Source organism: Nocardioides szechwanensis (assembly GCF_900103935.1).
GTDB lineage: Bacteria > Actinomycetota > Actinomycetes > Propionibacteriales > Nocardioidaceae > Nocardioides > Nocardioides szechwanensis.
In genome coordinates, this window is record NZ_FNIC01000001.1 from 609,351 (window position 1) to 630,546 (window position 21,196).

General features: G+C 69.5%; 22 protein-coding genes. 7 read left to right on the forward strand and 15 right to left on the reverse strand.

The genetic code is table 11. The features are described 5' to 3' along the window. Window positions 1-5 precede the first annotated feature (5 nt). Genes opgC through BLR90_RS02970 form a run of 5 tightly spaced genes read right to left on the reverse strand, consistent with a single transcriptional unit; the run spans window position 6 to window position 6,519 of the window. Window positions 6-2,558, reverse strand: coding sequence for an OpgC domain-containing protein (gene opgC / locus BLR90_RS02950; protein WP_091022378.1), 2,553 nt, complete (start codon window positions 2,556-2,558; stop codon window positions 6-8). Next, the gene (locus BLR90_RS02955) at window positions 2,534-3,007 is read right to left on the reverse strand and encodes an ATP-binding protein (RefSeq protein WP_091022380.1); all 474 of its coding nucleotides are present in this window, start codon (window positions 3,005-3,007) and stop codon (window positions 2,534-2,536) included. Before BLR90_RS02955 ends, opgC begins: the two co-directional genes overlap by 25 nt. Further along, complete coding sequence (locus tag BLR90_RS02960; RefSeq protein ID WP_091022382.1) at window positions 3,000-3,335, reverse strand: STAS domain-containing protein; 336 nt, start codon at window positions 3,333-3,335, stop codon at window positions 3,000-3,002. The genes BLR90_RS02955 and BLR90_RS02960 overlap by 8 nt, the downstream gene beginning before the upstream one ends. Continuing rightward, on the reverse strand, window positions 3,332-5,314 hold the full coding sequence (locus BLR90_RS02965; RefSeq protein ID WP_091022384.1) for a glycosyltransferase: 1,983 nt from the start codon (window positions 5,312-5,314) through the stop codon (window positions 3,332-3,334). Before BLR90_RS02965 ends, BLR90_RS02960 begins: the two co-directional genes overlap by 4 nt. Next, window positions 5,311-6,519: a PP2C family protein-serine/threonine phosphatase gene (locus BLR90_RS02970; RefSeq protein ID WP_091022386.1), complete on the reverse strand. Its 1,209-nt coding sequence runs from the start codon at window positions 6,517-6,519 to the stop codon at window positions 5,311-5,313. The genes BLR90_RS02965 and BLR90_RS02970 overlap by 4 nt, the downstream gene beginning before the upstream one ends. A 176-nt stretch (window positions 6,520-6,695) precedes the next feature. Between BLR90_RS02970 and BLR90_RS02975 the strand changes: the two genes are divergently transcribed. Further along, entirely contained in the window at window positions 6,696-7,436 is a 741-nt protein-coding gene (locus BLR90_RS02975) for a response regulator transcription factor (RefSeq protein WP_091022388.1), read from the forward strand. A 10-nt stretch (window positions 7,437-7,446) separates the two neighbouring features. Here the strand turns inward: BLR90_RS02975 and BLR90_RS02980 are convergent, their stop codons facing one another. The 4 genes from BLR90_RS02980 to BLR90_RS02995 form a co-directional block, all read right to left on the reverse strand. After that, a complete protein-coding gene (locus BLR90_RS02980) occupies window positions 7,447-8,739 on the reverse strand; it encodes a tetratricopeptide repeat protein (protein WP_091022390.1) in 1,293 nt (430 codons plus the stop codon). 73 nt (window positions 8,740-8,812) lie between these two features. Next, the gene (locus tag BLR90_RS02985; protein ID WP_218029296.1) at window positions 8,813-10,297 is read right to left on the reverse strand and encodes a DUF4331 domain-containing protein; all 1,485 of its coding nucleotides are present in this window, start codon (window positions 10,295-10,297) and stop codon (window positions 8,813-8,815) included. A gap of 158 nt (window positions 10,298-10,455) precedes the next feature. Beyond that, a complete protein-coding gene (locus BLR90_RS02990; protein ID WP_091022392.1) occupies window positions 10,456-11,412 on the reverse strand; it encodes a DUF389 domain-containing protein in 957 nt (318 codons plus the stop codon). A gap of 7 nt (window positions 11,413-11,419) precedes the next feature. Next, the gene (locus tag BLR90_RS02995; RefSeq protein WP_245715123.1) at window positions 11,420-13,375 is read right to left on the reverse strand and encodes an APC family permease; all 1,956 of its coding nucleotides are present in this window, start codon (window positions 13,373-13,375) and stop codon (window positions 11,420-11,422) included. 93 nt (window positions 13,376-13,468) lie between these two features. Here BLR90_RS02995 and BLR90_RS03000 point away from each other — a divergent pair, with 93 nt between their 5' ends. Beyond that, window positions 13,469-15,652 carry an acyltransferase family protein gene (locus BLR90_RS03000; protein ID WP_091022394.1) on the forward strand — a complete coding sequence of 728 codons (2,184 nt, stop codon included), beginning with the start codon at window positions 13,469-13,471 and terminating at the stop codon, window positions 15,650-15,652. A 19-nt stretch (window positions 15,653-15,671) separates the two neighbouring features. Further along, the gene (locus BLR90_RS03005) at window positions 15,672-15,983 is read left to right on the forward strand and encodes an ArsR/SmtB family transcription factor (protein ID WP_143016093.1); all 312 of its coding nucleotides are present in this window, start codon (window positions 15,672-15,674) and stop codon (window positions 15,981-15,983) included. A 201-nt stretch (window positions 15,984-16,184) separates the two neighbouring features. Here the strand turns inward: BLR90_RS03005 and BLR90_RS03015 are convergent, their stop codons facing one another. The 4 genes from BLR90_RS03015 to BLR90_RS03030 are packed head-to-tail and all read right to left on the reverse strand — an operon-like array spanning window position 16,185 to window position 17,556. After that, window positions 16,185-16,523 carry a YnfA family protein gene (locus BLR90_RS03015; protein WP_091022401.1) on the reverse strand — a complete coding sequence of 113 codons (339 nt, stop codon included), beginning with the start codon at window positions 16,521-16,523 and terminating at the stop codon, window positions 16,185-16,187. Window positions 16,524-16,532: 9 nt separating this feature from the next. Then, entirely contained in the window at window positions 16,533-16,808 is a 276-nt protein-coding gene (locus BLR90_RS03020; RefSeq protein ID WP_091022403.1) for a hypothetical protein, read from the reverse strand. After that, complete coding sequence (locus tag BLR90_RS03025) at window positions 16,805-17,239, reverse strand: MerR family transcriptional regulator (RefSeq protein ID WP_091022405.1); 435 nt, start codon at window positions 17,237-17,239, stop codon at window positions 16,805-16,807. The genes BLR90_RS03020 and BLR90_RS03025 overlap by 4 nt, the downstream gene beginning before the upstream one ends. Beyond that, on the reverse strand, window positions 17,236-17,556 hold the full coding sequence (locus tag BLR90_RS03030) for a hypothetical protein (protein ID WP_091023212.1): 321 nt from the start codon (window positions 17,554-17,556) through the stop codon (window positions 17,236-17,238). Before BLR90_RS03030 ends, BLR90_RS03025 begins: the two co-directional genes overlap by 4 nt. A gap of 68 nt (window positions 17,557-17,624) precedes the next feature. On the opposite strand from BLR90_RS03030, the gene BLR90_RS20860 reads away from it, so the two are divergent. Genes BLR90_RS20860 through BLR90_RS03040 form a run of 3 tightly spaced genes read left to right on the forward strand, consistent with a single transcriptional unit; the run spans window position 17,625 to window position 19,013 of the window. Further along, window positions 17,625-17,768, forward strand: a complete 144-nt coding sequence (locus BLR90_RS20860) for an MmcQ/YjbR family DNA-binding protein (RefSeq protein ID WP_170254195.1) — start codon at window positions 17,625-17,627, stop codon at window positions 17,766-17,768. Then, the gene (locus BLR90_RS03035) at window positions 17,765-18,577 is read left to right on the forward strand and encodes a sulfite exporter TauE/SafE family protein (RefSeq protein ID WP_281245366.1); all 813 of its coding nucleotides are present in this window, start codon (window positions 17,765-17,767) and stop codon (window positions 18,575-18,577) included. The genes BLR90_RS20860 and BLR90_RS03035 overlap by 4 nt, the downstream gene beginning before the upstream one ends. 25 nt (window positions 18,578-18,602) lie before the next feature. After that, window positions 18,603-19,013 carry an MmcQ/YjbR family DNA-binding protein gene (locus BLR90_RS03040; protein WP_091022407.1) on the forward strand — a complete coding sequence of 137 codons (411 nt, stop codon included), beginning with the start codon at window positions 18,603-18,605 and terminating at the stop codon, window positions 19,011-19,013. Here the strand turns inward: BLR90_RS03040 and BLR90_RS03045 are convergent. Together BLR90_RS03045 and BLR90_RS03050 are read right to left on the reverse strand one after the other, a co-directional pair. Continuing rightward, window positions 19,010-19,678 carry a potassium channel family protein gene (locus tag BLR90_RS03045; RefSeq protein WP_091022408.1) on the reverse strand — a complete coding sequence of 223 codons (669 nt, stop codon included), beginning with the start codon at window positions 19,676-19,678 and terminating at the stop codon, window positions 19,010-19,012. The genes BLR90_RS03040 and BLR90_RS03045 overlap by 4 nt on opposite strands. Continuing rightward, window positions 19,675-20,262, reverse strand: a complete 588-nt coding sequence (locus tag BLR90_RS03050) for a DUF1707 SHOCT-like domain-containing protein (RefSeq protein WP_245715124.1) — start codon at window positions 20,260-20,262, stop codon at window positions 19,675-19,677. The genes BLR90_RS03045 and BLR90_RS03050 overlap by 4 nt, the downstream gene beginning before the upstream one ends. Before the next feature lie 159 nt (window positions 20,263-20,421). Here BLR90_RS03050 and BLR90_RS03055 point away from each other — a divergent pair, with 159 nt between their 5' ends. Then, on the forward strand, window positions 20,422-21,195 hold the full coding sequence (locus BLR90_RS03055; protein WP_091022412.1) for an MlaE family ABC transporter permease: 774 nt from the start codon (window positions 20,422-20,424) through the stop codon (window positions 21,193-21,195). Window position 21,196: the final 1 nt, after the last annotated feature.

The following is a 21,196-nucleotide window of genomic DNA, read 5'->3' on the forward strand; positions in this document are numbered from 1 at the left end:
CGCCGTCAGCGGGGCACGACCGAGAACAAGAACTCCCGCTTCACCATGACCCAGGCGAGCGCGATCTCGGTCAGGTGCACGAGCACGCCCTGCCATGGGCTCGTAGGGTCGAGGCCGGGGACGTTGTCGACCGCGATGACGAAGAACACGTGCATGACGAAGACGTAGAGCGACGCCTGGCCGAGTGGCACCAGCACCCGGCCCACGGCAGCGTTGACGGGCCGCCAGAAGGCCGACAGGAACGCGAACATCACTACGACGACCAGTGCCAGGTCCAACAGCCGGCCGGCCTGGAGGAAGACGCGCACGTAGTAGTCGTCGTAGAGCCTGGCGAAGAGGTCGGTCGGCCACGGGCCGTGCGGGACGTGACCGGCGTACGCCGCCCACAACCAGACGAGCAACAGGGAGTAGCCCACGACAACGGCAGAGACGCCGAGCTTGCCAGGACGGGTCGTCAGTGCCCGGACCACCTGGGCCCGGTGATAGCCGAGCACCATGCCGGTGACGAACACGACCTGCCAGATGAGCAGCGGGAAGACGTCGTCGAACTGCGAGGGCAGGACGTGCCCGTCGACCGCGGTGCCGTAGGCGTAGAGGCCCCAGGAGATCGCCAGCACCACCCACCAGAGCCGACGGCGCAGCAGGAGGAGAAGACCCGGCGCCAGGGCGATGAGTACCACGAACAGCCCCAGGACGTTGAGCACCCAAGGCCCCATCCGCAAGGTAAGCAGCTCGCGGACGGCGTACCACGGCGGCGGGTAGTCGAGGAGCCGCGGTGCGTTGTAGTAGAGGTCGTAGACGTGGCCGGCGGCGTCGGCTCCGTCGGCCCCGGTGCCGCGGTCGGTGAACGTCGTGACGACGCTCGCGGGGGATCCCGGAAGCAGGTCGAGGAGCCAGACCAGCAGCACCACGACGAGCGCGGTGACGTAGAGCTTGCGGGCCCGCTGCCAGCGCAGGACCGAGGCGGCCCAGTCACCGACCCGCTCCGCCTGGCTGCGATGGACCATGCCGAGCACCACACCCGACAGCGCGACGAAGGCTTCTGCGCCGCTGATTGCGCCGAAGGCGTTGAGCGCGAACCACGACAGCGCCCCGGCGACCTCGGTGTGGGTGACGATCACCGTGCAGATCAGGAAGCCACGGAAGAGGTCGACCCGCAAGTCGCGGGAGCTGCCAGGCAGGTCCCGGTACCCCCAGTCGGGGCGTAGCCGGGACACCAGCCCGCTGAGCAGGAAGAGCAGCGCGAGTGCGCCGACGCCGCCGGCGATCCAGCTCATGGAGTCCGACAGCTCGGCTCGCGTCGGCATGCGCCCCTGCGCGGTGGCCTCGTTGGCCGTCTCCTGGTCGAGTACGTCGGTCACGGGACCGAGGTCGAGGCCCGCGGCCGCGAGGTCGCGACGCAAGGCCGTCACCAGCTGCTCGGTGCGCGTCGCGCCCCAGGCGACCTCGAGGTCGTCCGCCTCAGCCTCGGGGCGGCTCGTCTCGAGCCAGCTGATGCCGGCGACGAGCGGGTACTCGTCGACCGCGGCGAAGACCTGCTCCCACCACTCCACCTTGATGTCGCGCTCGGAGTCTCCGCCCGCGTCGGGCGTCCACAGAGCGGCGGTCTCCATCAGCATGGGGCGGCCGTCGGCCTCGGCGAACCGCTCGTAGAAGGGGGTACGACGGCGCTCGTCGCCGTAGCCCCACGTCTCGTCGAGGCGCGACTGGAGCTCGTCGCTGCGTGGCGTGGTGTTGATGCTGAAGGCAGTCGGCTCCTGCTCCTCGTCGGGCCCCACCCCGTCGTCGGTGTCGAAGCTGGGCGCGTCGTACTCCGCGCCGAAGTGGTAGAGCGTGAGCCCCACCCAGTCGACCGACTCGTCGCCCGGGAAGTAGGGGCCGTAGGGGTCGTCGGTGATATCGACGTCGTCGTCGTCGTCGGTGTCGAGCGCGGCGGACTCCCGATCGGAGCGAAGGTCGACGGCGCCGTAGGCGCGACCGAACGGGTAGCCGGCGCCGTAGACCGGCGACCACACCATCGCGGCGTGCTCGGTGGCGTCGTGGACGGCGGCTGCGACGGTCCGGAACGCCTCGACGTAGGCGAGCGGCTGCTGGCCCCAGGAGACCCACGAGCCGTTCATCTCCGGCGCGAAGCGGACCAGGAAGTAGCTGCCGAGCTCGCCGTGGAGGTCAGCAAGGAGCTCGCCGAGCTCCTCGGCGTCCTCCGTGGTCAGGTCGCCGAGCGACTCCCGGGGCTCCAGCGTCAGGACCGCGACCGCCCCCTGGGTGGCGCTCTGCTGCGCGAACTGCTCCAGGTAGGTGGTGTCGTCGTCGGTGAGGGGGTAGCTCACGTGCTGGGAGTAGAGCGAGGGCGTCTCGCCCAGGCGACCGGCGTAGTCGGCGGGCAGGTCGTCCTCCCAGTCCAGCGCCGGCCCGAACCAGGGACTGCCGGGTACGGGCAGGTCGGGGACGGGGTCGTCGGTCTGCGCGGCGGCTCCCGGCGCGGCCACGCCGAAGCCTGCGAGGACGGCGAGGGTGACCAGCAGACCGACGGTCAGTCGGAGGACACGCGCAGGCACAGGAGGTCCCACAGGTTGCGGTCCTCGACCCGCTCGTAGGACAGCTCGTCCAATGCCGCGGTGGCCAGGGCCAGCCCTCGGCCCGACTCGGCGAGCTCGTCGGGCATGGCGACCCCGCTGAGGTCCAGTGCGGTCGGCAGCCCGTTGTCGGCGAGGTGCGCCATCAGGGCCTCGTCGGTGACACCCAGCACGATCTCGAACCGTCGCCCCTCATGACCGGGGACGTCGACGTTGTCGGCGGCGTACGCGTGCTCGACCACGTTGCCCAGGATCTCGATGACCGACATCTCGAACCGGACCCGGTCGCGGTCGGAGATCCCGGAGGCCGTGCCCCACAGGTGCTCGAGCATGACGTGCACGAGGTCCATGATCTCGGGCGTGGCGGGTGCGGAGAGCTCGAGACGGCTTTCGAGGGCGGTGACAGAACGCGCAGCAATGGGCTCAGTCATCGAAAGCGGCCTCGACCGACTCGCGGGCACGGAGTACGCGGTCGAGGTTGGTGAGCTCGAAGACCGTCATGACGGCGGGGGAGACCCGGGCGATCCGGAGGTCACCGCCGGCCTGCCGCGCGGACTTGAGCCCACCGACCAGGGCGCCCAGACCGGAGGAGTCCAGGAAGCTGGTCTCCCCGAGGTCGACCACGATTCGGGTGGTGCCGTTGGCGACCAGCTCGGAAAGGATCTCCTTGAGCCGTCGGGCCGAGACCATGTTCAGCCGCCCTTCTGGGGTGACGACCCCGATCCCGTCGTCGCGGGTGTCGACTCCGAACTCGATCATGGTGCTCCTTGCGTTGGGGGGCTGGGACTGGTGACGGCAACGTCGGGCTGGAAGCCCTGGTAACGCGCTGCCTTGATGATGACGGAGAAGATCAGCAGGTCGAAGGCGACCCAGACCATGTTGAAGAGGCTCCCGGGGATGTTGGCCTGACCAGCAACCATGCGGACGATTCCGACGACGACGGCCAGGGCGAGTACCCCCATCGCCACGAGCTGCGGGCGGATCAGGTGCCAGGCGGGTCCCGTCGGCTCGCGCTTCGTCTTCGGGGTGACCGCGAAGTCGAGGCTTCGCCCCAGGAACACGTTGCCGAAGGCAGTGGTGAACGACTTGATCCAGACCGGGAACAGCGCGAGGGAGTACTGCTGGCCACGCCAGGTCTTCCGGCCGTCCGCGACCACGAAGAACAGCAGCTGGTTGACGATCAGGAAGGGGATCAGCCGGATGAAGAAGTCGGTGCTCAAGGCGTCCACGGGCAGGATGCCGAGCGTCAGGTAGATCACCGGGGCGGCGATGTAGACGAGCGCGGCGAAGCCCGACAGGTAGCTCCACATCGTGGAGAAGTACATCAGCCGCTGGGCGACGGAGAGACCCTTCTGGACCAGCGGGTTCTCCTTGAACATCACCTGCACCGTGCCCTGGGCCCAGCGCAGGCGCTGCGTCAGCATCGTCTGAAGGTCCTCCGGTGCCAGACCCAGGGCCAGGACCTCGTCGTGGTACGCCGTCTTCCACCCGAGGGCGTGGATCCGCATGCAGGTCGCCATGTCCTCGGTGACCGAGATCGTGGCCATGGGCATCACCGCCTGAGCCTCGCCGCCGCGGTCGACGTCGATTGCGTTGACCAGTGCCTGGACAGTCTCGACAGCGCCCAGGGGCGACCAGTCGCGGTGGGCCATCTGCTCCAGCACGCCGTCGTCGATGGTCCCGAGGGCCAGGTCCGGGTCGTCCGAGATCCCCTCGAGCTCGGCGATGATCGCAAGGTCCGCCTGGAGGGCGTGCAGGTCGGAGGCGACCAGCTCCCGGCGGATGGCGCCGACCCGGGCCTGGAAGCGGTAGGTGACGTCGAAGAGCGCCACGCCTCGCGCCAGCTCGCGGCGGGCCCGGCCGATCTCGTGCAGGATGTTGTCGAGGGCGACGCGTACCTCGGGCTGGTCGGAGCCCAGGCGGCGCTTGGCCGAGCGCAGCACAGTGCGAGCAGTGCGTAGCGCCCGGTGGACGCCGATCTCGATCTCGCCGACGTAACGCGACACCCCGAGCTGCATGAGCGCCTCGCGGCGGATCACCGCGTTGGAGCCACAGAAGAAGGCGGAGTTCCAGCCGTCCTTGCCTTGCTGGATCGGTCCGTAGAACAGCGGAGCCTGGCTGCCGAGAGGATCGTCCTCCGGGACGTTGGTGAAGTACTGCGGGGTCTGGACCAGCGCCATCGACTCGTCGGAGAAGAACCCCAAGGTGTGGTCGAGCATCTCCGGCTTGGGGATCATGTCGGCGTCGAGGATGAGCAGGAACTCGCCCTCGGTCGACAGCAGGGCGTTGTTGAGGTTGCCGGCCTTGGCGTGGCGCGGCATTCCCGCCCAGTCGGCCGACCGGGTGATCCACCCGAGGCCCTCCGCCTCGGCTGCGGCCCGCATCTCGGGGCGGTTGCCGTCGTCGAGGATCCAGGTCTCGTGGGGGTAGGCAATCGCCTTGGCGGCCCGCGCCGTGGTCATGACGAGCTCGATGGGCTCGTTGTAGGTGGCGATGAAGACGTCCACGGTCAGGCCGGGCTCGGGGGGCGGCGGGGTGCCGCGCTCCTTCAGCCGCCACATGCCGAGCCCGAACAGCAGCGAGTCGATCAGGCTGTAGGTCTCGGCCAGGATGAGCGGAACGGCGATCCACCAGGCGTCCCAGTTCACCGAGACCAGCCAGCGCCACACGACGTAGTTGAGACCGAGGACCGAGGTGAGGACGACGATGACGCGAATCAGCAGGAGACGCCTCGTCACGGGACGCCCTCATGACGCCGGAACACCGCGACCGCGGTGACGTCGTCGAGCGGGGTGCGCTCCCGGGTCAGCCTGGCCACCGAGGCCAGCAGCGCGTCCGCGTCGGCGGCCTCGCGCATCAGCTCGCCGATCGGGACCCACCACTCCATCGGGTCGTCGATCAGGTCGAGCAGCCCGTCGCTGAACACCAGCATCCGGGCGCCGGGCTCGAGGGTCAGCTCGTGCTCGGACCAGTGGTCCTCGGGCAGGATGCCGAACGGGCGGTCGTCGCTGTCGAGACGGATCGTCTCGCCCTCCGGTGTCACCACCAGGCAGAGGCCGGAACCCGCGTCGACGTACCGGGTGTAGCCGTCGTCCAGGTCGATCGCGGTCTGGAAGAGCGTCACGAAGGACTCTGCGCGCTCGAGGTCGGCGAGCAGGCTGCGCGCGACCTGGGTGGCGGTCACGCCGAGGTCGACGCCGGCGGTGACGGCCGAGTTGGTGCCGCGGATGGCGGCGCGGGCGCCGGCGCCCACCAGGGCCGCCCCCGTGCCCTTGCCCATCACGTCGCCGAGAGCGAGGTGCACGACGCCGTTGAGGACGCCGTAGTCGTAGAAGTCGCCGCCCACCGCCAGGGCCGGCAGGCACAGCCCGTTGACGTCCCACTCGCCCACGCGGATGGGCTTGGACGGCAGCAGCGAGGCCTGCACCCGGCCGGCCTGCGACATCTCGGTCGAGGAGACGAGCTCCTGCTCGGCCCAGGCCGCCATGTCCCGGAAGGCGTCGAGCAGCTCGCCCTCGAGCGTGCGCGGCTTGGAGTCGTAGAGGCAGAACACCCCTACGACGTTGCCGATCGCGTCACGCAGCGGGTGCCCGGCATAGAACCGGACAGCACCGTCGCGTACCAGTTGCAGGTGCTTGAACCGCTCGTCCGCGGCAGTGTCCTCGACGACGAGCAGCCTCCCGAGATCGGTGGCCTGGTCACAGAAGCTCTCACTGCGAGGCACCTCGTCCACGTCGAAGCCCTGGGAGCTCGGGAACCACGCGCGCTCGCCGTCGAGGACCGTGATGGACGTCCTGGACACGTCGAACAAGAGGCGCGCCAGCCTGGTGATCCGTTCGTAGCGCTCGTCCTTGCCGGGCCCCAGGATCTGCAGGCTCTCCACCGCCCGCTGCCGGCGCTCCTCCACGTCGGGATCACGAAGGCTCTCGACGTGGGACGTCATGCCACACCCTTTCGCTGGTCCTGCTGTGAGTGGTGTCGTACGTCAGCGCCCCCACGCTGCGGCCACAATATGCGCATCAGGCGCTACGTAGACACAGGTACCCGAACGGGGTCGCCCGACCGGCTCGCCGGGCGTTCGCTAGGTTGGGCATCGGACTCGGGGCTGGAGGTTGGGACATGGAAGCCACGCATCGCGTGCTGGTCGTCGATGACGACGCCGACATCCGCGACCTGCTCGTGTTCGTACTCGAGCAGGCCGGGCTCGAGGTCTCCTGGGCGGAGACCGGCGAGGACGCCCTGGCGAAGGTCCGTGAGCACCAGCCCGACCTGGTGACGCTCGACCTGACCCTGCCCGACATGGACGGCACCGAGGTGTGCCGCCGGCTGCGCGAGTTCAGTGACGCGTACGTCGTCATGATCACCGGCCGAGCCTCGGAGACCGACCGGCTGGTCGGCCTCGAGGTCGGGGCCGACGACTACATGAACAAGCCGTTCTCGCCGCGCGAGGTGCTGGCCCGGGTCTCGGCGCTCCTGCGGCGTCCCCGCCTCGGCGCGCCGTCCGAGCCGGCCTCCTCGGTGGAGGAACCGGCGCCGGTCGCGGGACCGGCCGACGCGGAGCTCGACGTGGGCGGCGGCCTGGTGCTCGACTCCGCGCGTCACGTGGCCACCCTCGACGGTGAGCGGGTGATGCTGACCCCCGCTGAGTTCGACCTCCTGCGCGCTCTCGCCACCCGGCCCGGCGAGGCCTGGGAGCGCGAGGAACTGGTCCGCGAGGTCTGGCAGGGGGAGTTCATCGAGTCCGACTTCCTGGTCGACGTGCACATCGCCAACCTGCGCCGCAAGCTGCGCCGCGCGGGCAGCCGCACGACGTGGATCCGCACCGTAGGCGGGGCCAGCTACCTCTACGACCCGAGCTGAGCGCGTTCGGTCACCTGGACGGCAGCTTCTTCAGCGCGCTCTGCGCCTGCGCGCGCTGCCACGGGGACTCGCCCGGGTCCATCGCGACGGACTTCCGGAGATGCGCTCGTGCCGGGTCGGTCAGGCCCAGGGCGGACTCGATGATGCCGCGGTGCGCCCAGAGCGATGGCTCCTGGGTGTCGAGACGGGTCGCCAGGCGGGCAAAGCGCAGTGCCTCTCGGTCACGCCCGTTGACGTGCAGGGCCCAAGCCATGCCGTCGGCGGCATGGATGCCCTTGCTGCGCGCCCACTCGGCCTCGGCGAGCGGCAGCGCCTCGGCGGCGGAGCCGTGGTCGGCCAGGAACAGGGCCAGCTCGAGGTCGATGTTGCCGCCGCCCTCCTCGAGGGTGCGTACGGCAGCCAGCGAGTCGTCGTAGGCCCGCTGCGCCTCTTCGGCGCGACCAAGTGCTTCGAGAGTCTCGCCCAGCTCGATGTAGAGCTCGGGGAGCGGGGTCGCGGCGACGACCTTCTGCCACCGAGCAACGGCAGACTCGAGATCACCGCGAGCAGTGTCGAGCAGGGCGAGGCCCACCAGCGTGTTCCTGTCGTCGGGGACGGCCTTCAGCGCCCGGTCGAGCTTGACCTCCGCGGCCTCCAAGCGACCCTGACGACGGTCCAGGTCGGCGGCGTGGCTCAGCAGGTGCGCCAGGTCGGTGCGGTTTGTCGAGTCCGTGCCGCTCATGAGCAGGGCGCGCGCCCGGTCGAGGTCGCCACGCAGCTCGACGGCGTAGGAGTACCGCGACGCGGTGCCGACCCCCGGCTGGCGACGGTCGGCGGTGCGCACGGCGACCAGCTGCTGGCGGTACTTCCCGAGCTGGGTCAGGGCGTCTACCCGGATCCCCAGGGCGATCGGGTCGTAGGGCGCAATGGCGAGTGCGGCGTCGGCCTGCTCGAGAGCGGCGACGAAGTCGTGGTGCGAGGCGCTGATCGCGGAGCCGTTGGCCAGGGCGGCGACGTTGCCCTGCGGAAGTATCTCCAGGGAGCGCTCGATGGCGGCATCCGCCTTGGCGTAGAGGTCCTGCTCGAAGGTGACGCCGGCCCGGTTGAAGTAGGCGAGTCCGAGGTCGGCCCAGGCGCGGTGGTCAGCGGGGACACGGCGTACCTGCTCCTCGAGGGCGGCAACGGCCTCTGCGCCGGTGGCGTTGGCTCCGGGCACGACCGCGAGCGGCGACGATGCGGCGGTGTCGGCGTCCCTGCTCAGGCCGAGGGCTCCGGAGACGCTCAGCACCAGGGCAAGGGAGACGAGCACGACGTACTTGAGCATCAGCAGAGCCTTTCGGGGTGGAGCCCGGCCGCGCGACGACAGCTTGGCCGCGCGGCCGGGCGAAGGGGGTGGATCAGTTCTCGCGGCGGGTGCGTCGGGCGAAGCCGGCGCCACCCATCAGGAGCGCGAGCATTCCCACGCCGAGTGCCGACGCCGAGACGGTCTCGTTCTGCAGGAGCTCGGTCACGCCCTTGGCCGAGGCCGGCTGGTTGACCGGGTCGGTCGGGTGCGGGTCCGGCTCACTGCCGCTCACGGGGAGCGCCAGGTAGGGGAACGAGTCGCCGAACTCGACGTCGTTGGCGTCCACGCCGTCTCCCAGGTCGTTCGGGTTGCCGACCAGCTCGCCTTCGACGACCTGCAGGGCGATGTCCACGACATCGTCGGCGAGCCGACGGCCGTTGGGGAAGCCCTGCGTGTCGCCGCCGATGACGCCGAGACGGTTCGGCTCGGCCGTGATCGGAGTCCGCAGGTTCAGCCGCAGCTGCTCGCTGGGCGTGATCTTGCCCTTGGGCTTGTTGACGCCCTCGACGCCGGTGAGGAACACCGAGACCAGGTCGTTGCGGGGAGTCTTCGGCGCCTTGATGCCGTAGACCGCCTCGATGAGCCTGGGCAGCTCGGGGTTGGTCACGTACTTGAGGGCGGCCACGTCCTGCGTCGGATCGGACGCGTTGAACGCGTCCTTGACAGCGAGCGGGAGGACGACCTCGTTGACCAGCGGGCTGCCCAGTCGTGAGACCTGGCGGTAGCCGCCGCCGACCGACTTCTTCGAGGTCGTCGACCAGGTGCCGATGACGGGGTTCTGCTGGGAGTTGCCGTTCTTCGCGATCCAGCGCCGCGGCACCTGGAGGGCGACGGAGTTGACGTTGAAGCCGTCCAGGGTGTCGTCGCCGACCTCCGAGAGGTCACCTCCGTAGAGCAGGTCGAAGACGCGCAGGTCCAAGAAGAACGGGTCCTCGGCCTGGCCGACGAAGGACTGCACGTTCGTTCCGATGTTGGTGGTCGCCTGGTTGCGCAGCTTCGCGTAGTCGGGCATCGACGCCTCGCCGATGTTGGACGGCGCGACCTTGCGGCTCTTGACCAGCACCTTGGTGGACTTCCCCTTGATCCGGACGAGCCGGTAGGTCTGGTAGAAGTTCAGGTTCGTGTCGTCCAGTGACGTCACCGGGCCGTTGGCGTAGAGGAAGGTGTTCTTGGACCGGTAGTGGTCCTTGAACGTCCACCGGAACGTCACGTCCGGCTTGGCGTCCGCGTCGTTGTCGATGTGGATGTCGTAGCGGGCATCGGTGGCGAAGCTGTAGAAGTTCGGCCCACCAGCGGGCTCCTCGAACGGAATCCAGTTGGCCGCGAGCGTGACGGTGTTCGGGCGCTCGGGGCTACGGAACGCGTAGAGGTCCGTGTTGTCGTACTGCGGAAGGCCCGCGATGAGTGGCGCCTCGCGGTGGCTGGAGGCCGTGGCGGACAGCGGGCCGAGACCGGCGAGACCGGCCGTGGCGAGCAGCCCGCCGGCAGCCATGAGGGCTACACCCGCGCGCCGCTGGTTGAGTCGTGATTGAGACATCGACGATTACTCCTTGGGTCGGCACGGATGGGGCGCCTCGGTGCGTGCACGCCATGGGTGCGCCCCGGGCTCGTCCATTGAGCCGGGTTGTGAGGGTGTTCGGCGTCACAGGCGAACCGGATTGGTCAGATCGTCGACAGATGTGACCAGGCCCGCGGTCACCCCTCGTGTCGGCCCAGGGTCCGTTGCCGGTGACTGGCCATGCGGTTCCAGACCAGGTGCTGCACCGCCAGCGTCGCCCAACCGGCCAGGATCATGCCGGAGATGTTCAGTGCCAGCTGGATCGCGCTCCCCGAGACCTCGTCCCACGCGCCGAAGGCGACACCGAGGGCGACGTTGCCTGCGGCGGGGACGGTGGTCACGGAGATGAACACCCCGGACAGCCCGCCCACCTTCGCGCTGGTCAGGGAGAGCACCCCCGCGGCGGCGGCGATGAGAGCGACGATGAAGGACCACTTGTCGGGTGAGTAGATGAAGTCGGTGCCTGGCCGGTCACCCGTCACGTCCTCACTCACCACCCATCCGAGTGCCCGGGCGACAAGGGCCGCGACGGTGGTGGCGGCGATGGCGACGCCGAAGCCGACGAGCAGGGTGCGGCCGGCCAGTGCGAACAGGTTGCCGCGTCGACGCACGAGGGCGAGCCCTAGTGCGGCGATGGCCACGAACTCCGGTCCCAGGACCATCGCGCCGATGACGAGGACCTGAGAGTCCACCACGACGGCGATGCCAGCCAGCAGGGTCGCCATGGTCATGAACGACAGGTAGGTCCAGTTGAGCTCGGTCTCCTCGTAGGCGCGTTGGGTGACGTCGGCCCAGACGACCGCGTCGGCGCTGGACCCGGGGGTGTGGCGTTCGGCGCGGAAGCCGGCCCTCGAGACCCACGTGGTGACCGGCTCGATGTGGATGGTCCCGCATTCTGGGATACCCAGGGCGATCAGCTGGTCCAGGATCTCGTTGGTGGCCTCGCGGGCCACGTCCGCCATCACGATGTCTCCGACGGGCTCCAGGGATGCCCCGCGCAGCACGGCCAGCTGGCTGACGGCGGGGTCGTCGGTGAACACGGCCAGCACCTGGTCGGTCAGGTGCTGGGGAGAGGTGATCTGGAGGTGTTGCACGGCCGGGTCAGCCTCCGACGTGGACGACAGGCCGCTTGGCGGCGTCCGGGACCGCGCGACGCAGGATCTCGTGCGTGAGTGGCGGGACGTCGCCCTCACCCGCGAACAGGAACCTGAGTGCGTTCTGGCCGGGTCCCCTCTCGGACCACTCGAAGTAGATGTGGGAGCGCATGTCGTCCTGGTCGCTCACTGCCAGCAGGACTGCGGCCAGCACGTTGGGCACGCTGGGTCCGACGGCGCGGAGCACACGGTGGTGCCCGACCCGTGCGGCGGTGACCTCGACCTGCGTGGAGAAGTCGCTCGCGTCGTTGACCTCGACCTCCAGGAACACAGCCGTCTCGCTGATGTCGAGGTGGTTGTCGAGTCGCACGTCGAGGGACTTCTCGTGGTACTCCTCGTGGTCCCCGGCTTGGGTCTTGTTCGCTATGAACCGCACCGGGGCGTTCTTCACCAGGACCTCGTCGAGCAGCTCCTGAGCGCCGTCGTCGAAGGTGACCTTCTGCACGCGCAGCTCGGTGGAGCGGCTGATCCGGGAGACCAGCGAGATGACCACGATCATCGCGATGAAGATCAGCGCGATGAGCAGACCCTCGGGGCGGTCCAGGATGGTGACCGAGATCGTGTAGATGAAGACGGCCGCCACCACCCCGAAGAAGGCTGCGGCGCCGCGGTGCCCTCGCCGCCACTCGGTCAGGGTGACCGCGACCGCCGCGGAGGTCATCAGGGCGAGTACGCCGGTGGCGTAGGCGCCCGCCTGGGCGTCCACGTCGGCCCGGAAGGCGACGGTGACGACCGCAGAGATCAGCGTGAAGACCAGAACCAGCGGACGGGTGGCGCGGGCCCAGTCGGGCGCCATCCCGTAGCGGGGCAGGTAGCGGGGGACGATGTTGAGCAGCCCGGCCATGGCCGACGATCCGGCGAACCACAAGATGGCGATGGTCGCGACGTCGTAGACGGTGCCGAACCCGTCGCCGAGGTTCTCATGTGCCAAGAACGCCAGTGCGCGCCCGTTGGCCTCACCCCCGGGTTCGAACTCGGCCGCAGGAATGAGGAACGTGGTGACGATGGCCGAGCCCATCAGCATCACCGACATGATCAGTGCGGCGGTGGTGAGCAGCTTCTTGGCGTTGCGGATGCGGCCCACCGGCTCGGCGACCGTGTCGGTCGGGTCGCCCTTGACGAGTGGCATGACCACGACGCCGGTCTCGAACCCCGACAGGCCCAGTGCCAGCGCCGGGAAGACCAGCAGGGAGGCGCCGAGGACGGCCAGCGGCGAGGCGTGAGCGTCGCTCACGGCGTTGGTCCAGTCGGTGAAGGTGCCGGGGTTCTCGATGATGTGCCAGAAGCCGTTGGCGACGACGACGGCGCTCAGGCCGATGTAGGCGACCACCAGCACCACTGCGATGCCGATCGCCTCACCGAAGCCCTTGAGGAAGACCGCCGCCAGCATCACCAGGAGGGCCAACGTCAGCCACACCTTTCGGCCGTGCAGCGCGTCGGTGAGGAACGGGTTCTCCACCAGGTGGGCAGAGGCGTCGGCCGCCGAGAGGGTGATGGTGATGATGAAGCCCGTGGCGACGAACCCGATGAGCGACAGGACCAGGACCTTGCTCGGCCAGTACGACAGGAGCCGCTCGAGCATCGACAGGCTGCCGTCGCCGTGAGGGCTCTCCTTGGCGACCCGTCGGTACATGGGCAACGCACCGAACAGCGTGACCAGCACGAGGACGAGCGTGGCGATCGGCGCGAGGGCGCCGGCGGCCAGAGCGGCGATGCCGGGCTGGTAGCCAAGCGTGGAGAAGTAGTCCACGCCGGTCAGGCACATGACCTTCCACCACGGCTTCACGTGCTGGTGAGCGGTCGCCTCCTGCTCACCTTCGTAGAAGCCGCTGGGGTCGGGCTGCTGCTCGCTCGCGAGCAGCCATGTCCTGAAGCGACTCCGGTCAGGTACCTCATTGGTCACGCCCTGGAGACTAGGTGACGGTGGCATGCGACCTCACCTGCCCACGGCCGTGCAGGCCCACCAGCCTGGCCGGCGCGGGACTAGGTTGGACCCGTGGAGGTGGAGCAGATGCAGGCGCTCACCCCCACCGCGTCGGAGCCACACCGCCAGCGGGCCGACATCCAGGGCCTCCGGGCGATCGCCGTGCTCGTCGTCATCGCGTCGCACTACGGCCTGCCGGGGCTGGGCGGCGGCTACGTCGGTGTCGACGTGTTCTTCGTGATCTCGGGCTTCCTGATCACCCAGCTGCTGCTCCGCGAGGCCGACAGGTCGGGGACCCTCTCCCTGCCCCGCTTCTACGCCCGGCGAGCCCGACGGATCCTGCCGGCCGCCACGCTGGTCCTGGTCGCGACGGTGGCGGTGTCGCTGGTCCTCCTCCCCGCGAACGAGCTGCTCGACGTCAGCGGAGACGCCGTCTGGGCCACGTTCTTCGCGGCCAACATCCACTTCGCCGCGGTCGGGACCGACTACTTCGACCAGGACCGGGTGCTCTCCCCGCTGCAGCACTTCTGGTCGCTGTCGGTCGAGGAGCAGTTCTACCTGGCCTGGCCCCTGATCCTGCTCGGCTGCGTCCTGCTGACCCGGTGGCGCCGACCCGACAGGACCGACCAGGGTCCGCGCGGACTCTCGCGGGCTGTCGCCGTCCCGATCCTGCTGGCCGTCGTCGCGGCGTCGTTCGGGTACGGCGCCGTGGCCGCCGGCACCGATGCCACGAACGCGTACTTCTCGACGTTCGCGCGCGCCTGGGAGCTCGGGGTCGGCGCCGCGGTCGCGCTCGTGCTTCCCGTCGTTCGGACTCGGCTGCGACCCGCAGCGCGCACGGCCCTGGCCGTCGCCGGCCTGGCGGCCATCGCTTTCGCGTGCGTCAGCTTCGGTGGCCACGTGCAGGTGTCGCCGAGCGCCATGGCCCTCCCCGTCCTGGGTGCCGGGGCGCTGCTGCTGGCTGGAGCCGAGGTCGTCGGCCGCGAGCCGGTCTCCTCGCGGCTGCTCGGCGTGCCGCCGATGCGGGTCGTGGGTGACTGGTCCTACTCGCTCTACCTCTGGCACTGGCCGCTGCTGGTCCTGGCCGAGCGAGATGGCGAGGTCAGCGCTCCAGTGCGCCTTGGACTGGTCGGGGCGACCTTCCTGCTGTCGTACCTGACCTACCGCTTCGTCGAGACGCCGTTCCGCAACCCCCGCAACCCCCGCAACCGGTCGGTACGCCGCGGCCTCCTGCTCTACCCGGCGACAGCGGTGGGCGTGGTGCTCGTCTGGGGGACGGCGTCCGTCTACGCCCACTACCTCGTGGGCGGATTCGGCGACGACCCGGCGATCACGGTCGGCAACTCGGGGATCCGGCAGGACACTTCGGTCGACCTCAGCAAGGACCGGGCCGTGGCGCTGGTGCAGGCGTCGCTCTACGCGGCGGATCAGGGGGCTGCCATCCCGAGCTCGCTGCGGCCCAGCCCGCTGGAGCTCGACGAGGCCGTGGCCGGGGTCGGCGACTGCGACTACAGCCCACCCGACGCGCGCCAGGTCTGCCCGCGCGGGGACCCGACCGGCGAGCGGACGCTGGTCCTCTGGGGCGACTCCCACGCCCAGATGTGGATCTCGGCCTTCGACGAGCTCGCCCGCGAGCACGGCTACCGGGCCTACTATTTCGTCAAGCCCTTGTGTGGTCCGGCCGACCTGAGCATCGGTCACGAGAACGCGCCGGACGCCGGACCGTGGGACGGCTGCCCGGACTTCCGCGAGTGGGTGGTGGATCGCGTCGCGGAGCTCAGCCCCGACCTGACGGTGCTCGCCGGCGCCGGGCCCAACGTGCCCATCTACGGCCCGGACGGCCAGGTCACCGCGAGCCAGGATCGCGGCGACCTCCTTCAGGCCGGCTGGGAGCGCAGCTTCGACGCCGTCGCGCCGTACAGCGACTCGGTCGCGCTCCTGCGCGACGTGCCGTGGGCGAACCGCAACGCGGCGGGCTGCCTCACGCGCCGCGGTGCCGACCTGAGCGACTGCACGTTCACGCCCGACCGCGGCCACGAGCGTGACGCCTATGCCTCCCTGCGCGCGGCGGAGTCGCGCGACGTTCGCGTCGTACGTCCCGAGCCCTGGCTGTGTTGGCGTGACCGGTGCACGTTCGTCGTCGGCGACATGGTCACCTACACGGACAACAACCATGTGACCGCCGTGTATGCGGAAAGCCTGGCCGAGGAGCTGGGCCGCGCCCTCGGCGTACCTCTTGACCTGGGGCGTTCATAAGTCCTAACTTCTATTCGTCATGACTTATGAAGCGGACGAGGCCTGGTCGGCCCTGGCGGACCGCACGCGCCGCGCCATCGTGCTCGAGCTGGCCGAGGGTGAGCGCACGGTGGGCGAGCTGACCGACGCGTTGCCGGTCAGTCAGCCGGCGGTCTCACAGCACCTGAAGGTGCTCAAGCACGTGGGCATGGTGAGCGACCGGGCCGAGGGCACCAGGCGGAGGTACCGCCTCAACGAGCACGGAGTCGCCGCCCTGCGTGACCAGCTCGACACGTTCTGGCGCCGAACCCTCGAGAGCTTCGAGGAGAACATGTTCGAGGAGGAACGATGACGCAGGACCCCTGGTGCGACGCCACATCGTCGTGAACGGCACTCCCGAACGGGCCTTCGAGGTCTTCACGCAGCGGTTCGACGCGGTCAAGCCGCGCGAGCACAACCTGCTCGGCGTACCGATCGTGGAGACGGTCCTCGAGCCCCGGGTCGGTGGGCGCATCGTCGACCGCGGGGACCTGAGCGATCAGCCCCTGCCGGCTCAGATGGCCGAGCGCGGGGCGTACATGATCCCTGCGACGCCCACCAGGCAGATGAGTGCGCCGACCACGTCGTAGCGGTCCGGCTTGAAGCCGTCGATCACCATGCCCCACGCGAGCGAACCCGCGACGAACACACCGCCGTACGCCGCCAAGATGCGCCCGAAGTTCGCGTCGGGCTGGAGCGTGGCGACGAAGCCGTAGATGCTGAGGGCGATCATGCCGAGGCCGATCCAGACCCACCCTCGGTGCTCGCGTACGCCTTGCCAGACGAGCCAGGCGCCCCCGATCTCGGCCACGGCCGCCGCGATGAAAAGTCCGATGCTGCGCCAGGTGTCCATGGGGAAAACCTACGATGGAGGCGCGCCGCCGATCTCGACGGTCGCTGCGCACGCGCAGGCGGCCGCGTGTTGCTGCCGGTTCCTCTGCGCCGTCACCGCGGCGGCCAGCGTGAGCAGGGCGACCACGACGGCGAAGGTCACGCCCGCGAAGGCCACAGAGGCGGCCGTCGCGGCCGCGCCGGTCACGCCGATCCCGATCCCGATCGCTGTCAGCAGGAGCGGGGCGCAGCAGACCGCGCACGCGGCCGCGGCGGCACCGACGGCGTGCCTTCCTTGAAACGTCATCGGGGGACCTCCGGTGAGTGGGGGCGGACGGTGAGTGCGGTGAAGGGGATCGGGCAGCAGGCGTTGCCGGCACAGGCGTGCAGGTCGTCGCAGCCAGCGTCGATGGCGGCGAGCAACGACGCCTTGATGGTCTGGAGGTCTGCGAGGCGGGCCTCGACCTCGACCAGCTTCTCCCGTGCTCGCACGTGGAGGCCGATGTCCCGGCCGCGGTTGCGGCCGACTTCTAGAAGATCGGCCACTTCGTCGAGGGTGAAGCCCAACCGCTGGGCGGCCTTGATGACACGCAGCGTGGTGACCGTCGCGTCGTCGTAGAGGCGATGACCGCCGGCGCTGCGGTCGGGTGTCTCCAACAGCCCACGGCGCTCGTAGTAGCGCAGGGTCTCGCGGTTGACGCCTGCCGCGTCGGCCACCTGGCCGGCTCGCAGGCTCATGCGTTGGCCTGCTGGGCGCGGGTCACCAGGGCCGTGAGCACGTCGGCCCTCTCGGGCGTGACCGTGATCCGGAGGGCGAGGTCGTCGTCCGTGCCCTCGACCTCGAAGCCGAAGAAGGTGCAGCAGTCGGCCTCTCGGTCGGTGAGGTCGTGTATCCGGGTGACCAGACCCGGCCGGCCGGTGAGGTGGAGCACGGCCACGTCTCCGTGCTGCTCCACTGAGGTCAGTGACTCCCGGAACAGCGCATCGAACTCGGAGAGGCGCAGCGGTCTCTCGAGCGTCGGAAGGGTGCAGGCGTCGATGTTCAACAGGTCCATGCCCATGACGGTAAACCTGGACCTGAGTACCGGATGCAAGTGGCTGGAACCGTGCCTACGATCTCGGAATGGATGCGGACAGGATGCTTGCCCCCTGCCTGGCCAAGCCGGGTGCCTGGGAGGACTGGCCGTGGGGAGGCGACCCGGAGGCTGATCACGGACAAGACAACATGAGCGACCACGGTCTGTTCAGCCGCGAGCTCATGCTGTGACGGCCGACGCGTGCACCGCTCAACCCGCCCGGTCACAGTCGCTCCTGCTGGCCGCGGCGTCCGGGGGGGCCATTGGCTTGCTCGGCGGCATGATCGGCCTCGGCGGCGCTGAGTTCCGGCTGCCGCTGCTCATCGGAGTATTCGGGTTCGTTGCGCTCCAGGCGGTGATCCTCAACAAGGCGATGAGCCTGGTGGTGGTGACCGCGGCCCTGCCGGCTCGGCTGCTGGGTGTTTCCTACGACCAGGTGACGGCGGAGTGGCTGGTCGTGGTCAACCTCCTGGTCGGCAGCCTGGTCGGAGCGTGGGCGGGCGCGACCTGGGCGACTCGGATGGCGTCCGCAACCCTCTACCGGGTCCTCGCGGTCCTGTTGGTGCTGATCGCTGGGGTGCTGCTAGTCACCCACCTCGGCGACTTTGCGCCGCTGGCTCTCGACGGGTCGGCGCTGTTCGCCGCCGGCGTCGTCGCAGGTGCCGGCATCGGCGTGGTGGCGGCCCTGATGGGGGTGGCTGGCGGCGAGCTCCTCATCCCCACCATCGTGCTGCTGTACGCCGTTGACGTTAAGGTCGCGGGAAGCCTGTCCCTCGCTGTCTCGCTGCCGACCATGCTCGTGGCCTTCGCGCGCTACAGCCGCGATCAGTCCTTCGCAATCCTCGCCGCCAGCAAGACGTTCCTCGTGGCGATGGCGCTGGGCTCGGTCCTGGGGACAGTCGCCGGCGGCCTACTCCTGGGCGTAGTGCCCGAGGTGGTGTTGGTGCCACTCCTTGCCGCGTTGCTGGTGATCTCGTCAGTAAAGGTCTGGCAGCACTGATTGTCACGGGTCCTACCGTGGGTCCATGAACGCCGACGAGATGCGCGAGCACTGCCTGGCGAAGCCCGGCGCCTGGGAGCACTGGCCGTGGGGAGGCGGCCCGGAGGCTGATCACGGACAAGACAACACGAGCGACCACGAGCACCCGGTGATCAAGGTCGGTGAGGGTGAGCGCGGCAAGATCTTCGCGTTCCTCGGCAGTGGGGGAGTCGGGATCAAGGGCGGACCCAGCCGCGAGGCGGCCGACGAGTGGCTGGACCGGTTCCCCGGCGAGGCCACCGTGATGGCCTACATCGGGCGGTCCGGCTGGAACGACCTGTCGTTCAGCGGCGCGATCCCCGACGAGGACCTCCTCGACGCGGTCGACGAGTCCTACCGGCTGGTCGTGGCCAAGCTGCCGAAGAAGCACCGCCCCGACGGCTGGGACGACGCCTAGCCAGGGGGGTTCGAGTGGCGGATCGCGTTGAGGCCCACGAGACGCGCGACGACGAGCGCGACGTAGAACACGCCGGCGATCTGCTGGATCATCACCAGCGAACGGGCGTGGTCCTGGATCGGGACGATGTCGGAGAGGCCCACGCTGGTCAGGGTCGTGAACGACAGGTAGAGCAGCTCGAACCACGCCCGGTCGCCGGTGCCGTCCAGGCCGACGAAGGAGCCCGGCCAGATGACCTGGGCGGCGGCGTAGACGTAGGCGAAGCCCCAGGCCACGACCGTGAACGCGGCTCCCGTGGCGTAGAGCTCGTCCCGGGTGACGCGGTCGTCGTGGAAGAGGTAGCGGACCATCCCGTAGGAGATGAAGAAGTAGAAGGGCACGTGGAACAGTGCCGACACCAGCACCACCCAGCTGGTGTCCGGCTGAACGGCCTCGAAGATCGTAAAGAGCATCGCCGGACCCCCCAGCAGCACCGCGACCCAGCTGAGGGCTGGGGTGCGCCGGACTGCCCAGACGGCGATCAGCACCACCCCCATCTGACCGACTCCCACCACTGCCCGGCCGGGCGCGGAGTCGGACAGGAAGGGGTAGGCCAGGACCGCGACCAGCTGGGCCGCGAGCAGCACGGCTGACGGGTGGTCCCGGGCGGCCGCGAGCTTGCTCACGTCGGATCCTCCGCGTCGTCCGTCGGGGGCTTGGCCTCGGGCTGCCCTTCGAGCTGCCGGACCTGCTTGGCCTGCTTCTTCTCCAACCGGCGCACGTGGCCCTCGACGATGTCTTGGCGCCGGACCAGCGTCCGGATCAGGTTGATCCCGGTGCCGGCGATCACGAAGCCCGGCCAGAAGAACCCGCCGTACATCACGACGGCCCAGACGACGACGCAGATCAGGCTCGGGCCGAGGAAACCGAGGAGTGCCTCGCGGCGGTCGCTCTCGTAGCGCCGCTGCGCACGCGCGGCCACGTCGGCCCGGTCGGCCAGGGGGACGCAAGACAGCGACCTGCCGGTCGCCGGGGTGACCGGTACGAGGTCGTCGACGATCGCCGGCACGTCTCCCAGGAGCCGCGCTGCGGCGACCCTGTCGCTGCGCTCGTCGAACTCCTCGCGGTCCAGGCGGCCGTCGGCGTACGCCGTGGCGAGCAGGCCGCGGACCACCTCGCGGTCCTGGTCGGAAGCCCGGAGACCGCCGTTGGCAGGGTCACGCGGGTCCAGCGCGAAGGCGCCCCAGAGATCCTCACCCGACAATTCCACAATCGGCATCCTAGGGAGCGGGCCGGAGTTAGCCTGTTTCGGCCGGGTAACAGCCTCGGCGGGGGATGCTGGTCGCCACTAAAGACGTGTCTCGTTGTCCCTGAACGAGAACACGTTCTATTGTGGCGGTCGTCGCATTTATGGGGAGGTGACCGACCGATGGCGTTCAGCGCTGTGTCGGTCCTCCGTGGACCCGGTGAGCTGTCGGCGATGACCGTCGAGGTCGTCAAGCGGATGTTCACCCGGCCCTTCCAGTTCCGCGAGTTCGTGGAGCAGGCCTGGTTCATCACCAGCGTCACTCTGATGCCGACGATCCTGGTCTCCATCCCGTTCGGCGCCGTGATCTCGCTCCAGGTCGGCAACCTGACCGGTCAGCTGGGCGCCCAGTCGTTCGCCGGCGCCACCGCGGTGCTGGCCGTCGTACGTGAGGCGGCACCGATCGCGGCGGCGCTGATCATCGCCGGCGCGGCCGGTTCGGCGATCTGTTCCGACATGGGGGCGCGCAAGATCCGCGAGGAGATCGACGCCATGGAGGTCCTGGGTGTCGACCCCATCGAGCGGCTCGTGGTCCCGCGGGTGGTCGCCACCATGTTCGTGGCGCTGATGATCATCGGGATCGTGATCGGTGCCGGCATCGGCGGCGGCTACTTCTTCACCGTGATCATCCAGGGCGGTTCCGCCGGCGCGTTCCTGTCGTCGTTCACCGCGCTCGCGTCGCTGACCGACCTCTACATCGCGATCATCAAGGCCGTCGTGTTCGGTGGGATGGCCGCCATCGTCGGCGCCTACAAGGGCCTTAACGCCGGTGGCGGGCCGAGCGGCGTGGGCCGCGCGGTCAACGAGTCCGTGATCGTGGCGTTCATGCTGCTGTTCTTCATCAACGCGGTCATCACGGCCATCTACTTCCAAGTCGTCCCACCCCCGGGGCTCTGAC

Excerpts from the sequence above, each read along its gene's own strand:
- BLR90_RS02955 (WP_091022380.1), bottom strand. The coding sequence starts at position 3,007 with ATGACTGAGCCCATTGCTGCGCGTTCTGTCACCGCCCTCGAAAGCCGT.
- BLR90_RS02960 (WP_091022382.1), bottom strand. The coding sequence starts at position 3,335 with ATGATCGAGTTCGGAGTCGACACCCGCGACGACGGGATCGGGGTCGTC.
- BLR90_RS02970 (WP_091022386.1), bottom strand. The coding sequence starts at position 6,519 with ATGACGTCCCACGTCGAGAGCCTTCGTGATCCCGACGTGGAGGAGCGC.
- BLR90_RS02975 (WP_091022388.1), top strand. The coding sequence starts at position 6,696 with ATGGAAGCCACGCATCGCGTGCTGGTCGTCGATGACGACGCCGACATC.
- BLR90_RS02980 (WP_091022390.1), bottom strand. The coding sequence starts at position 8,739 with ATGCTCAAGTACGTCGTGCTCGTCTCCCTTGCCCTGGTGCTGAGCGTC.
- BLR90_RS02985 (WP_218029296.1), bottom strand. The coding sequence starts at position 10,297 with ATGTCTCAATCACGACTCAACCAGCGGCGCGCGGGTGTAGCCCTCATG.
- BLR90_RS03005 (WP_143016093.1), top strand. The coding sequence starts at position 15,672 with ATGACTTATGAAGCGGACGAGGCCTGGTCGGCCCTGGCGGACCGCACG.
- BLR90_RS03015 (WP_091022401.1), bottom strand. The coding sequence starts at position 16,523 with ATGGACACCTGGCGCAGCATCGGACTTTTCATCGCGGCGGCCGTGGCC.
- BLR90_RS03020 (WP_091022403.1), bottom strand. The coding sequence starts at position 16,808 with ATGACGTTTCAAGGAAGGCACGCCGTCGGTGCCGCCGCGGCCGCGTGC.
- BLR90_RS03025 (WP_091022405.1), bottom strand. The coding sequence starts at position 17,239 with ATGAGCCTGCGAGCCGGCCAGGTGGCCGACGCGGCAGGCGTCAACCGC.
- BLR90_RS03030 (WP_091023212.1), bottom strand. The coding sequence starts at position 17,556 with ATGGACCTGTTGAACATCGACGCCTGCACCCTTCCGACGCTCGAGAGA.
- BLR90_RS20860 (WP_170254195.1), top strand. The coding sequence starts at position 17,625 with ATGGATGCGGACAGGATGCTTGCCCCCTGCCTGGCCAAGCCGGGTGCC.
- BLR90_RS03040 (WP_091022407.1), top strand. The coding sequence starts at position 18,603 with ATGAACGCCGACGAGATGCGCGAGCACTGCCTGGCGAAGCCCGGCGCC.
- BLR90_RS03055 (WP_091022412.1), top strand. The coding sequence starts at position 20,422 with ATGGCGTTCAGCGCTGTGTCGGTCCTCCGTGGACCCGGTGAGCTGTCG.